10 protein-coding genes are annotated in these 13,421 nt (G+C 63.4%); 1 reads left to right on the forward strand and 9 read right to left on the reverse strand.

What is annotated here, in order from left to right; all coding sequences use genetic code 11:
- Positions 1 to 29: 29 nt before the first annotated feature.
- Positions 30 to 1,094, forward strand: a complete 1,065-nt coding sequence (locus tag LOY34_RS09495; RefSeq protein WP_045201386.1) for an AI-2E family transporter — start codon at positions 30 to 32, stop codon at positions 1,092 to 1,094.
- Here LOY34_RS09495 and LOY34_RS09500 read toward each other — a convergent pair.
- The 9 genes from LOY34_RS09500 to nuoG all read right to left on the reverse strand — a co-directional run bounded on the left by LOY34_RS09500 (position 1,091) and on the right by nuoG (position 13,349).
- Positions 1,091 to 3,145 (reverse strand): TonB-dependent receptor domain-containing protein, encoded by a 2,055-nt coding sequence (locus LOY34_RS09500; RefSeq protein WP_195883503.1) that lies wholly within the window; start codon positions 3,143 to 3,145, stop codon positions 1,091 to 1,093. The two genes, LOY34_RS09495 and LOY34_RS09500, sit on opposite strands and share 4 nt — an antisense overlap.
- Positions 3,146 to 3,348: 203 nt before the next feature.
- On the reverse strand, positions 3,349 to 4,818 hold the full coding sequence (gene nuoN, locus LOY34_RS09505; protein WP_045201388.1) for an NADH-quinone oxidoreductase subunit NuoN: 1,470 nt from the start codon (positions 4,816 to 4,818) through the stop codon (positions 3,349 to 3,351).
- A 7-nt stretch (positions 4,819 to 4,825) separates the two neighbouring features.
- Positions 4,826 to 6,358: an NADH-quinone oxidoreductase subunit M gene (nuoM, locus tag LOY34_RS09510; RefSeq protein ID WP_045201389.1), complete on the reverse strand. Its 1,533-nt coding sequence runs from the start codon at positions 6,356 to 6,358 to the stop codon at positions 4,826 to 4,828.
- Between the two features lie 39 nt (positions 6,359 to 6,397).
- Complete coding sequence (gene nuoL / locus LOY34_RS09515) at positions 6,398 to 8,251, reverse strand: NADH-quinone oxidoreductase subunit L (RefSeq protein ID WP_038996051.1); 1,854 nt, start codon at positions 8,249 to 8,251, stop codon at positions 6,398 to 6,400.
- A complete protein-coding gene (gene nuoK / locus LOY34_RS09520; protein ID WP_028944232.1) occupies positions 8,248 to 8,556 on the reverse strand; it encodes an NADH-quinone oxidoreductase subunit NuoK in 309 nt (102 codons plus the stop codon). Before nuoK ends, nuoL begins: the two co-directional genes overlap by 4 nt.
- A gap of 4 nt (positions 8,557 to 8,560) precedes the next feature.
- Positions 8,561 to 9,061, reverse strand: coding sequence for an NADH-quinone oxidoreductase subunit J (nuoJ, locus tag LOY34_RS09525; protein ID WP_038996050.1), 501 nt, complete (start codon positions 9,059 to 9,061; stop codon positions 8,561 to 8,563).
- A 9-nt stretch (positions 9,062 to 9,070) separates the two neighbouring features.
- Entirely contained in the window at positions 9,071 to 9,619 is a 549-nt protein-coding gene (gene nuoI, locus LOY34_RS09530) for an NADH-quinone oxidoreductase subunit NuoI (protein ID WP_009400993.1), read from the reverse strand.
- Between the two features lie 11 nt (positions 9,620 to 9,630).
- On the reverse strand, positions 9,631 to 10,638 hold the full coding sequence (gene nuoH, locus LOY34_RS09535; protein WP_038996049.1) for an NADH-quinone oxidoreductase subunit NuoH: 1,008 nt from the start codon (positions 10,636 to 10,638) through the stop codon (positions 9,631 to 9,633).
- On the reverse strand, positions 10,635 to 13,349 hold the full coding sequence (nuoG, locus tag LOY34_RS09540; protein ID WP_195883505.1) for an NADH-quinone oxidoreductase subunit NuoG: 2,715 nt from the start codon (positions 13,347 to 13,349) through the stop codon (positions 10,635 to 10,637). The genes nuoH and nuoG overlap by 4 nt, the downstream gene beginning before the upstream one ends.
- Positions 13,350 to 13,421: the final 72 nt, after the last annotated feature.

Consider the following 13,421-nt stretch of genomic DNA (forward strand, 5'->3'; position numbering starts at 1 on the left):
CTAATGAAAAGAACGCACAAGGAGCGCACATGAACGAAACCGTCATGCAACACAAGGCGTTACTGGCACTGCTGGTGTTGGTAACCATCGCCTTCATCTGGATTCTCCTGCCGTTCTATGGCGCGGTGTTCTGGGCGGTGATCCTCGGTATCGTCTTCGCCCCGCTGCAACGCCGCCTGCTGGCGCGCCTGGGCTGGCGGCGCAACCTGGCCGCCGGGTTGACCCTGTTCATCTGCCTGGTCATCGCAATTTTGCCGGTGATCATCATCAGTACCCTGCTGGTGCAGGAGGGCGCGGCGCTGTACAAGAACATTGAAAGCGGCGAGCTGGACCTGGCCGGCTACCTCGAGCGCTTCAAGAACATCCTCCCGGCCTTTGTGCAGAATTTCCTCGAGCGCATGGGCATGGGCGACCTGGCCGGCTTGCGCGACAAGATCACCAAGGGTGCCATGCAAGGCAGCCAGTTCTTCGCCACCCAGGCCTTCAGCTTCGGCCAGGGCACCTTCGATTTCCTGGTGAGCTTCGGCATCATGCTTTACCTGCTGTATTTCTTCCTGCGTGACGGCGCCGAGCTGGTGCGCAAGATCCGCACCGCGGTGCCGCTGGCCGAACAGCAAAAGCGCCGCCTGCAACTGAAGTTCAACCGCGTGGTACGCGCCACGGTCAAGGGCAACCTGCTGGTGGCGGTGACCCAGGGCGCCCTGGGCGGGATCATCTTCTGGATTCTCGACATCCCCAGCGCCTTGGTCTGGGGCGTGCTGATGGCTTTTCTGTCACTGTTGCCGGCAGTGGGTGCAGGGATCGTCTGGGCGCCGGTGGCGGTGTACTTCGTCGCCACCGGCGCCTTCTGGCAAGGCGCGGTGCTGGCCGCCTTCGGCGTGTTCGTCATCGGCCTGGTGGACAACGTGCTGCGCCCGATCCTGGTGGGCAAGGACACCAAGATGCCCGATTACCTGATCCTGGTCTCGACCCTTGGTGGCCTGGCAGTGTTCGGCCTCAACGGTTTTGTCATCGGCCCGCTGATCGCCGCGCTGTTCATGTCCAGCTGGGCGATCTTCGTCTCGACCAAACCGCAGGTGCAATTGCCCAGTTAACGGAAGCTGTAGGACACCCCGGTATAGACCCCGAAGCCTTCGCCCGGGGTCGAGCGGGCAATGTCGGTACCGTTGTCGTTGTAGCCGGGGGTGACGGTGGCGGCATAGCGTTTGTTGGTCAGGTTGCGCAGGTCGAGCCAGGCTTGCCAGTCCTGTTTCGGCGAGTTGTAGCCCAGGGTGGCGCCGAGAATGGCATAGGCGTCGGTCGGGTAGCTGTTGGCGTAGTCGACCTGGACCTTGGAGGCCATCTGCGTGTTGATCCCTGCAAACAGGCCGCTGGGCAGGTCGAAGCGTAATTCGGCCTGGTAGTAGTGCATGGGGATGCCCGGCAGGCGGTTGTCGCCGAAGGTATCGTCGTCGCGGTAGTGGAAGTCGCTGAAGGTGTAGGCCTGGCGCAGGCTCAGCGTGCCGACCCCGGCACGCTGCCACAGCAGGCTGTCAAGGCCGGCCTCGATGCCCTGGTGCACGGTCGGGCTGGCGTTGAACTCCTTGGCGGGCTGGCCTGGCACGATCTCCACCGCCAGCAGCTCATGGCGTACGTCCGAGTAATACCAGGCCAGGTCCCAACGGCCGATGGCCGACTCGCCGCGGGCCCCCAGCTCCAGGGTAGTGGCGGTCTGGTTGTGCATTTCAATCGGTTGCGTGTTGCTGGTCGAGCTCCAGATCAGCGACCACGGGTGCGGCGGCTCCACCGAACGGCTGAGGTTGCCATAGACCTGCAACTGCGGGCTGATGTCGTAGCGCAGGCCCAGGCGCGGGGCGTAGTCCCAATCGCTCTGGCTGACCTTGCCGCCATTGTCGGGGTAGGTCACCGCGCTCTCGCGGCGGGTATAGATCGCCGCCAGGCCACTGGTCAGCCACAGGTCGGGGATCAGTTCCAGTTCGTTGCCGACATGCAGGACAGTGTCCGAGCCCTGGTAGGTGAAGTCCCGGGTTTTCGCCCCGAATACGCCATTGACCCGCGAGTATTGCGAAGCGCCGCTGTTGGGCAAGTGCTTGGTGGTGCGCCAGCCGACGGTGGTTTTACTTTCGTGGCCGAACAGCGTGTGGCGGCGCTGATAATTCAGGGTGCCGCTGACGTCGGTGTAGGCGACCTTCAGGCGCATCGGACCTTCGCGCAGGTCCATCGGATAATCGTGATAGACCAGGCCTGCTTCGAGCTGCGAATCGTCATCGAGATAGAAGGTGGTCTTGTTGCCCAGCCAGGTGCTGCCTGGCTGCGGACGGCTGTCGTCGCGGCTCAGGTAGGCCGGGTTGGCCCCGCGCGGATCATGCTTGATCTGCTCCTGGGTCAAGCGCCCGGCCAGGTCATTCTCGGTCTCTCGATAGCGCAGGTAGAAGCGGGTCTCCAGGTTCGGATTGAAGCGGTAGCCGACATTGGCGGCGATGCCCTTGCTGCTGCCGCTGCTGTGCCGCTGGTAGCCGTCGTATTCCGAGTCGGTCAGCGCCACGTAGTAGTCCAGGTCGCCCAGGACCTGGCCGGAGCTGATCTGGCGTTTGGCATAGCCGCGACTGCCGAGCTCGTAGCGCAGTTGCAGCGGTGCGGCGTCGCGGCCGGTGTGGGTGATGTAGTCGATAGCGCCGCCCAGCGCCAACGCGCCGCGGTCGAAGCCGTTGGCACCGCGCAGCACTTCGGCGCGGCTCAGCCACAGTGGTTCGAACAGTTCATAGGGCGTGCCACCCGGGCCGCTCAGCGGCAGGCCGTCGAACATCGTGTACACACCCGAGCCGTGAGCGCCGGGGGCGCGGTTGATACCCGAACCCCGGATCGACAGCTTGATGCCGTCGTTGCCAGCCGACTGGGCGAACACCCCGGGCTGGTAGGCGAGCACATCCTGGTTGCTGGCGACCCGGCCTTGCTCCACCCGTTGCATGTCGATTAGGTTGCTGGCGCCGGGCACCTGCTGCAGGCGTTCGCGAGCATCTTGCAACTCGCTCTGCTCCTGTTCCTGGATCAGCACCTGGCCGAGTTCGATGCTATCGCTGGCCTGCACCGACGCGGCACAGGAGATCAGCAAGGCGAGGGAGGAGCGGGGTAGGGTGGGGTGCATCGATGGGGTTCCAGGACTGAGAGCGGGTATCTGACGTCGCAACTATCAGACGAAGCACAGTCACCGATAGGCAGTGGCATCATCGCGGGGCAGCCCATCCAGTGGGAGCGGCGGTGCGGCGACCCGACTTGCCCCGCGATGAGGGTTTCGGCCTGAAAACAAAACACCCCGCCGAAGCGGGGTGTTTATCAGTGCCTGATCGATCAACCGATCAGTTGCAGGCCTGCATGCTGGACCATGTCCAGCAACGGCTGCGGGTACACGCCCAGGACGAAGGCGAGGATGGCGATGGCCAGCAGCATCACGCCGCCGGTGCGCTGTTCCCAGTTCAGCGGGGCGTCGTGACGACGCAGGTTTGGCTCGATCAGGTACAGGGTGACCATCACGCGCAGGTAGTAGAACACGCCGATGGCACTACCGATCACCAGGGCACCGACCAGCCACCACAGCTGCGACTCGACGCCGGTAGCGATGATGTAGAACTTGCCGATGAAGCCTGCGGTCAGCGGGATACCGGCCAGCGACAGCATCATCACGGTCAGCACCGCGGTCAGGTACGGACGGCGCCAGAACAGGCCGCGGTACTCGTACAGGGCGTCGGCGTCACGGCCGTTGTATGGCGAGGACATCAGGGTGATGACGCCGAAGGCACCGAGGCTGGTGATCACGTAGGTGACCAGGTACACGCCGATGGCTTCGACCGCCAGGCCCTTGCTCGCCACCAGGGCGATCAGCAGGTAACCGAAGTGGGCGATCGAGGAGTAACCGAGCAGGCGCTTGAGGTTGCTCTGGGTCAGCGCCAGCAGGTTACCGATCAGGATCGAGGCCACGGCGATCACCGACAGCACGGTGGTTAGCACGCCGCTGCTGGCCGCAGGGGAGATCATGAACAGGCGTACGACGACGGCGAACACCGCGACCTTGCTGGCGGTGGCCAGGAAGGCGGCGACCGGTGCCGGAGCACCTTCGTAGACGTCCGGGGTCCACAGGTGGAACGGCACCAGCGACAGTTTGAACGCCAGGCCGACCAGCATCATGCCCAGGCCCAGCTGGGCGATCATGCTTGGCATGCTGGTGGCCGCCAGGGCCTTGCCAATGCCGTCGAAGCTCAGGCTGCCAGCGTCGGCATACAACAGCGCCATGCCGAACAGCAAGAAGGCGGAACCTGCGGCCGAGAGCACCATGTACTTGATGCCGGCTTCCAGCGAACGCTTGTTGAAGAAGGCATAGGCGACCAGGCCATAGACCGGTACCGAGAGCAGCTCAAGGCCGATGAACAGGCCAGCCAGGTGCTGCGCGCTGACCAGTACCAGACCGCCCAGGGCGGACATCAGGATCAGCAGGTACAGCTCTTCGCGGTTGCCCGGGTAGCCTTTGCCGCCATCACCCAGGTAGGCGTGGGCGAGGGTGACGCAAGCCAGGGTGGCAACCAGGATCAGCGCCATGTACAGGCAGGCGAAGTTGTCGATGGTCAGCAGCGGGGTGACCGCCAGGGGCGCAACCTTCAGCGCCGGGATGATCGACAGCAGGGCCAGGTTCAGGCCCACGGTCGACAGCAGGAAGGTTTGCGAGTGGTTGCGCCGCCAGGCGATCGCCAGCATCACCACGACCGTGGTGATGGTGGTGATCAGCAGCGGCGCAAGCGCGATAAAGTGTTGAATCGTCAGGTCCATAGCGCTCTTACCGGGCCGAAGCGAGTTGAGTGAAAGCGGAACCCAGCCACTGCTGTACACCACTCATGGTGGCGGCAGAAGTGTCCAGGAACGGCTGTGGGTAGACGCCCAGCAGGATCAGCAGGCCAGCCAGGCCCAGCACCATGATCAGTTCGCGGGTGTCCATGCCAGCCAGGACTTCATCGGATTTGGCCGGGCCGAAGTAGGCGCGGTGAATCATGATCAGCGAGTACACCGAACCGAACACCAGGCCGGAAGTAGCGATCACGGTGACCCACGGCGAAGCGACGAAGCTGCCGATCAGGATCAGGAATTCGCCAACGAAGTTACCGGTGCCTGGCAGGCCCAGGGAGGCGGCGGCGAAGAACAGGCTGATGGCCGGCAGGTAGGCAATGCGGTGCCACAGGCCGCCCATCTGACGCATGTCACGGGTATGCAGGCGCTCGTACAGCTGGCCACTGAGAATAAACAGTGCCGCTGCCGACAGGCCGTGAGCCAGCATCTGGATCACCGCGCCTTGCAGGGCCTGCTGGCTGCCGGAGTAGATACCGATCAGCACGAAGCCCATGTGCGAAACGCTGGAGAAGGCGATCAGGCGCTTGATGTCGGTCTGGGCGAAAGCCAGGAAGGCACCATAGAAAATCCCGATCAGACCCAGGGTCATGGCAATCGGCGCAAACTCGGCCGAAGCGTTCGGGAACAGCGGCAGGGCGAAACGCAGCAGGCCGTAGGCCGCAGTCTTCAGCAAGATACCGGCGAGGTCGACGGAACCTGCGGTCGGTGCCTGGGCGTGAGCGTCAGGCAGCCAGGAGTGGAACGGCACAACCGGCAGCTTGACCGCGAAGGCGATGAAGAAGCCGAGCATCAGCAGGTACTCGGTGCCCGCCGGTAGGTCGGCCTTGAGCAACTGGGTGTAATCGAAGGTGATCACACCGGTGTTGCTGTAGTTGACCAGTACCAGACCAAGGATCGCCACCAGCATGATCAGGCCGCTGGCCTGGGTGAAGATGAAGAACTTGGTGGCGGCGTAGATCCGGGTCTTCTTGCCATCCGAGGAGCTGTGACCCCAGAGCGCGATGAGGAAATACATCGGCACCAGCATCATTTCCCAGAAGAAGAAGAACAGGAACAGGTCCAGGGCCAGGAACACACCGACCACGCCGCCCAGGATCCACATCAGGTTGAGGTGGAAGAAGCCGACGTGGCGAGTGATCTCTTTCCACGAGCACAGTACCGAGAGCACACCGAGCAGGCCGGTGAGCAGGATCATCAGCAGCGACAGGCCATCGAGGGCCAGGTGCAGGCTGATGCCGAAGCGTTCGATCCACAGCACTTTGAATTCGAACGCCCACTCGGGCGCGGCGCCCGGTGCAGGGGCCAGGGTGTAGTCCCCGTTGGCCCACAGCCAGAGGCCGATACCAAGCAGCAGGGACATGGTCAGCAGCGCAATCCAGCGCGGCAGGGTGGCGCCGAAGCGCTCACCCAGCCAGCACAGCAGGCCGCCGATGAAGGGGATCAGGATCAGCCAAGGCAAAATCATGACGGGCTCAATTCCTTTCGCAAAGTCGCAAGGTTCATATCAGACCGCAGCCATAACAACGGCACCGAGGACAAGCACGGCACCTACGGCGATCGAAGCGGTGTACCAGCGCAGCTGACCGGTTTCGGTTTTGCTCATGGCGGCATGACCGCCCTTCGCCATACGCGGAATCAGGCCAATGCTGCGGTCAACCGGATCCTTGCGCAGGATGTGGCTGATCAGCAGGTAAGGTTTGACGAACAGCTTGTCGTAGATCCAGTCGAAGCCCCAGGCGGCGAACCACCAGGCCGACAGCACACGACCGATGCCGCTGTTGGCAATCGCGGTAACCAGGCGACGCTTGCCCAGGAACAGCATCGCCGCCAGCAGGATACCGGCGATGGCGATGGCGCCCGAGGCGATTTCCAGGCTGTGCTTGGCTTCGCCGCCGGCATGGCCGACGCTCTGCGGCAGCACGCCCGCCAGCGGTGGATGAATCCAGGCACCGACGAAGGTCGACAGCACGATCAGCACGCCCAGCGGCAGCCAGTGGGAAATCCCGTGGCCGGCGTGAGCTTCGGTCTTGGCTTCGCCGTGGAAGGCGATGAAGATCAGGCGGAAGGTGTACAGCGAGGTCATGAAGGCACCGACCAGGCCGGCGTACAGCAGACCGTTGTTGCCGCTGGCGAAGGCTTCCCAGAGGATCTCGTCTTTCGAGTAGAAGCCGGCGGTCAGCAGCGGCAGGGCAGCCAGGGCGGCACCACCGACGATGAAGCTGGCGTAGGCCAGTGGCAGTTTCTTCCACAGGCCGCCCATCTTGAAGATGTTCTGCTCGTGGTGGCAGGCAACGATCACCGCACCGGAAGCAAGGAACAGCAGGGCCTTGAAGAAGGCATGGGTCATCAGGTGGAAGATCGCGCCTTCCCAGGCACCAACGCCCAGGGCCAGGAACATGTAGCCGATCTGGCTCATGGTCGAGTAGGCGAGGATGCGCTTGATGTCGGTCTGCACCAGGGCGGCAAAGCCGGCCAGCACCAGGGTCACGCCGCCGACCACACCGACCAGGTGCAGCACGTCAGGGGCCAGGGCGAACAGGCCGTGGGTACGGGCAATCAGGTAAACGCCCGCGGTCACCATGGTTGCCGCGTGGATCAGTGCCGAAACCGGGGTAGGGCCGGCCATCGCGTCGGCAAGCCAGGTCTGCAGCGGCAGCTGGGCCGATTTACCGACCGCGCCACCGAGCAGCATCAGGGTTGCCAGGACCATCCAGAAATCACCCGCCTGGAATTTCTGCGGGGCCAGCACCAGCAGTTCCTGAACGTTCAGGGTGCCCAGTTGCTGGAACAGGATGAACAGGCCGATGGCCATGAACACGTCGCCGATTCGGGTGACGATGAAGGCTTTGAGTGCGGCGTTACCGTTGTTGCGGTTGCTGTAGTAGAAACCGATCAACAGGTACGAACACAGGCCCACGCCTTCCCAACCGAAGTAGATGAACAGCAGGTTGTCGCCCAGGATCAGGAACAGCATGCTGGCAATGAACAGGTTGGTGTAGGCGAAGAAGCGCGAGTAACCGGCTTCACCGCGCATGTACCAGGAGGCGAACAGGTGGATCAGGAAGCCGACGCCGACCACCACGCCAAGCATGGTCACCGACAGGCCGTCCAGGTACAGGGTGAAGTTCGGCGCAAAGCCGTCCACCGACATCCACTGCCAGAGCAGCTGGCTGTACGCGCCGCCTGCAGGCGGGGCGACATTGAACTGCCAGATCACGTAGGCGGCGACGATGGCCGAGAGGCCCACCGAACCGACGCCAACCAGCGCCGACAGGTTCTCGGACCAGCGGCCGCGCGAGAACGACAGCAGCAGGAAGCCGATCAGGGGGAATACGAACGTCAGAAAGAGAAGGTTCATCCGCGCATCTCACTGGCAGCATCGATATCGAGAGTGTGGAAGCGGCGATACAGCTGCAACAGGATCGCCAGGCCGATACTGGCCTCGGCCGCTGCCAGGCTGATCACCAGGATGAACATGATCTGTCCATCCGGTTGCGCCCAGCGGCTGCCGGCGACGATGAAAGCCAGTGCCGAGGCGTTCATCATGATTTCCAGGCTCATCAACACGAAAAGAATATTGCGGCGCACCATCAGGCCGACTAGGCCGAGGCAGAACAGGATGCCGGCGACGGCCAGGCCATGTTCGAGAGGAATTGCTGGCATGTGATTACTCCTTCGCCTCGTTGCGGCCGAGGTGGAAAGCCGTCACCGCTGCGGCGAGCAGCAGCATCGAGGCCAGTTCCACCACCAGCAGGTAAGGGCCGAACAGGCTGATGCCGACGGCCTTGGCGTCAACCGTGGTGTGGCCGATGCCGGCGCCGCTTTCGCTGGCGAACAGCACGTACAGCAGCTCGACCAGCAGCAGTGCGCCAAGCACCACCGGGCCGAGCCAGATGCCCGGCTTGAGCCAGCCGCGTTCCTGGGCGACCGAAGCCGGCCCGAGGTTGAGCATCATCACCACGAAGACGAACAGCACCATGATGGCGCCAGCGTAGGCGATCACTTCCAGGACACCGGCGAACGGAGCGCCGAGGGCGAAGAAGGTCATCGCCACGGAGATCAGCGAAATGATCAGGTAGAGCAGGGCGTGCACGGGGTTGGTGTTGGTGATCACCCGAAGGGTGGACACCACAGCGACACCGGATGCGAAATAGAAAGCGAATTCCATCTTTCTTCCTTAAGGGAGCAAGCTCTTCACGTTGATCGGCTCGGCTTCGTTCTGCGCGGCGCCTTTCGGCTTGCCGGCAACAGCCATACCTGCAACACGGTAGAAGTTGTAGTCAGGGTTCTTGCCGGGGCCGGAGATCAGCAGATCTTCTTTCTCGTACACCAGGTCCTGACGTTTGAACTCGGCCATCTCGAAATCCGGGGTGAGCTGGATCGCGGTGGTCGGGCAGGCTTCCTCGCAGAGGCCGCAGAAAATGCAACGGGAGAAGTTGATGCGGAAGAACTCCGGGTACCAACGACCGTCTTCTGTTTCGGCTTTCTGCAGCGAGATGCAACCGACCGGGCAAGCCACGGCACACAGGTTGCACGCTACACAGCGCTCTTCGCCATCCGGGTCGCGGGTCAGGACGATGCGGCCACGGTAGCGTGGCGGCAGGTAGACCGGCTCTTCGGGGTACTGCAGGGTGTCACGTTTGCGAAAACCGTGAGAGAACACCATCACCAGGCTGCGCAGCTGGGTGCCAGTGCCCTTAACGATGTCGCCAATATATTTGAACATGGGTCAAATCCTCACTGGGCCGCAACAGCTGGCGTGTTGAGCAACACGAGCGCAGCGGTCACCAGCAAATTGATCAGGGTCAGCGGCAGGCAGAACTTCCAGCTGAAGTCCATCACCTGGTCATAGCGCGGGCGCGGAATAGAGGCGCGCAGCAGGATGAACAGCATGATGAAGAACGCGGTCTTCAGGGCGAACCAGACGAACGACAGTTGCGGCAGGATGCCGAACGGTCCGTGCCAGCCACCGAAGAACAGGGTTACCAGCAGCGCCGAGATCAGGATGATGCCGATGTACTCACCGACGAAGAACATGCCCCATTTCATGCCGGCATATTCAATGTGGTAACCGTCGGCCAGTTCCTGTTCCGCTTCCGGCTGGTCGAACGGGTGACGGTGAGTCACGGCGACGCCAGCGATGAAGAAGGTGCAGAAGCCGAAGAACTGCGGAATGATGAACCACAGGTTCTGGGCCTGGTAGTCAACGATATCGCGCATGTTGAACGAGCCGACCTGGGCAACGATGCCCATCAGCGCCAGGCCCATGAACACTTCGTACGACACGGTCTGGGCCGAGGCCCGCAGGCTGCCAAGCAGGGCGTACTTGTTGTTCGACGACCAGCCGGCGAACAGTACCGCGTATACCGAAAGGCCGGCCATGGCGAAGAAGAACAGCAGGCCGATGTTCAGGTCCGCAACACCCCAGGTCGGGGTGATCGGGATGATCGCGAAGGCGATCAGCAAGGCGCTCATGGCCACCACCGGCGCCAGGGTGAAGATCACCTTGTCGACGAAGGGCGGGTTCCAGTCTTCCTTGAAGAACATCTTGAGCATGTCGGCAGCGATCTGGAACATGCCGAACGGGCCGACGCGGTTCGGACCGTAGCGGTCCTGCCACCAGCCCAGCAGGCGCCGCTCGACGAAGCTGAGCAGCGCACCGCAGACCACCACGGCCAGCAAGACCACGATGGCCTTGATGACGGTGATGATCACATCGATCACTTCAGGGGTGAACCAGGTCATTGTGCTGCCTCCTGCAGGCCTTCGACGGATGCACCGAAGATGGCTGGCGGAATGCCGGCCAGGCCTTTCGGCAGGGCAACCAGGCCTGCGCCCAGTTCTTCATTGATGCGCAGCGGCAGACGCAGGGCAACGCCGGCGACGTTGAGGCTGAGCAGGGCGCCGTCGTTGACACCCAGGCGGTCGGCTTCGGACTTGGCCAGGGCCACGTAGGCTTCTGGGATGCGCTCTTGCACCGGGGCGGCGCGCGAGGAGTTCTCTTCGCTGCCGAACAGGTGGTAGAACGGCACCGCTTGCCAGGTGCCACGGGCCGGAGCGAAAGCTGCCGGAACGCTGGCGAACCAGTTGAGCTTGTCGCCCTGGGTTTCGATCAGGCGGGTGCCCGGGTCGCCTGCGCGCAGGTGACCACCGACCTCGTCCTGGAACTTGTTCCAGGCTTGCGGCGAGTTCCAGCCCGGCGACCAGGCGAACGGCACTTGCGAGCGCGGTTCGGCCGAACCCGAGTAACCTTCCATGGAGAAGGCGAACGCGGTGTCCTTGTCTTGCGGGGTACGCGGCTCGTGCACGCTGATGTTGGCGCGCATGGCGGTACGGCCGGAGTAGCGCAGCGGCTCACGCGCAAGCTTCATGCCCTTGATGCGGAACGACGCGGACGGTGCGGCGTTGACGATGCCGGACAGTTGCGGCGCGACCGCGGCGCAGGCGCTGGTGACGTGGTCCAGCTGGGTCCAGTCGACCGGCTTGTTGAGCAGGGTGGCACGCAGGGCGTGCATCCAGCGCCAGCCTTCGTGAACCAGGATGCTGCTGTCCAGGTAGGTTGGGTCGAACACCTGGAAGAAGCGCTGGGCGCGGCCTTCCTGGCTGACCAGGGTACCATCGCCTTCGGCGAAGGTCGCCGCCGGCAGCACCAGGTGGGCGCGGTCGGTGGTGGCGGTCTTCTGGTGATCGGCAACGATGACCACCTTGGCGGCGGCCAGGGCGGCGTCGACCTTGGCCGCGGCAACGCGGCTGAACAGGTCGTTTTCGAGCACGACAATGGCGTCGGCCTTGCCTTCGATCACCGCATCCAGCGCGGCATCGATCGACTCGCCACCGAGCATGGCCAGGCCCAGGCTGTTGGCCTCGGGCACCACCAGGCTCAGCGAACCGTTCTTCTCGCGCAGCTTGAGGGCCTTGGCGATGTTGGCGGCAGCTTCGATCAGGGCGTTGGAGGCCAGCGAGGTACCGGCAACCACCAGCGGACGGTTGGCGGCCACCAGGGCGTCGGCGATGCGCTTGGCCAGGGCCAGGGCTTCGGCGTCCAGGCCGTCAACGGCAGGCGCGCTCGGGTCGATGGCGTGAGCCACGGCGAAACCGATGCGGGCGAGGTCGTCCGGCGCGGCGTGTACGCACTCTTCGGCGACGTCATCGAGCTTGGTTTCGGCCAGGCTTGCGATAAACAGCGGGTACATGGCGTGCTGGCCGATGTTCTTCACCGCGGCATCGAGCCACGGCTGAACGCGCATGGCATCGGCCATGGCTTCGGCCTTGCCCTTGACCGACTGGCGCAGGGCCAGGGCCACGCGGGCAGCGGTCTGGGTCAGGTCTTCGCCGAGGACGAACACCGCGTCATGGTCTTCCATGTCGCGCAGGGTCGGCACTGGCAGCGGGCTGTCGTTGAGCACTTGCAGGGCCAGGCGTACGCGGGCCAGCTCAGCGGCTTCCATACCCGAGTAGAAGTGCTCGGCGCCGACCAGCTCACGCAGGCCGTAGTTGCTTTCAAGGCTGGCACGCGGCGAACCGATACCGACGATATTGCGCCCGCGCAGCATGTCCGCGGCCTTGTCCAGAGCGGCATCCAGGCTCAGCTTGGTGCCGTCGGCCAGCAGTGGCTGACGTGGACGGTCTTCACGGTTGACGTAGCCATAGCCGAAACGGCCACGGTCGCAGAGGAAGTACTGGTTGACCGAACCGTTGAAGCGGTTTTCGATCCGGCGCAGTTCGCCGTAGCGCTCACCCGGGCTGATGTTGCAACCGCTGGAGCAGCCATGGCAGATGCTCGGGGCGAACTGCATGTCCCATTTGCGGTTGTAGCGCTCGGAGTGGGTCTTGTCGGTGAACACACCGGTCGGGCAGACCTCGGTGAGGTTGCCGGAGAACTCGCTCTCGAGGGTGCCATCTTCAACGCGACCGAAGTAGACGTTGTCGTGGGCACCGAATACGCCCAGGTCGGTACCGCCGGCGTAGTCCTTGTAGTAACGCACGCAACGGTAGCAGGCGATGCAGCGGTTCATCTCGTGGGCGATGAACGGGCCGAGCTCCTGGTTCTGGTGGGTACGCTTGGTGAAACGGTAGCGGCGCTCGTTGTGGCCGGTCATTACCGTCATGTCTTGCAGGTGGCAGTGACCGCCTTCCTCACAGACCGGGCAGTCGTGCGGGTGGTTGGTCATCAGCCATTCGACGACGCTGGCACGGAATACCTTGGCTTCTTCGTCTTCGATGGAAATCCAGCTGCCATCGGTGGCAGGGGTCATGCAGGACATGACGATGCGACCACGGGTGTCGTTCTCGTCGGTGTACTGCTTGACCGCGCACTGGCGGCAGGCACCGACGCTACCGAGCGCCGGGTGCCAGCAGAAATAGGGGATGTCGAGGCCGAGCGACAGACACGCCTGTAACAGGTTGTCTGCGCCGTTGACTTCGAGCTCTTTGCCGTCTACGTGGATAGTGGCCATGGTTCAAAGTTCTTCGTTGGCCCGCGTCTGCGGGCGTGGCTAATGGAAATCTGTGTGCCTGCAGCCCGCGAC

The organism is Pseudomonas sp. B21-009 (genome assembly GCF_024749345.1).
Classification (GTDB): domain Bacteria; phylum Pseudomonadota; class Gammaproteobacteria; order Pseudomonadales; family Pseudomonadaceae; genus Aquipseudomonas.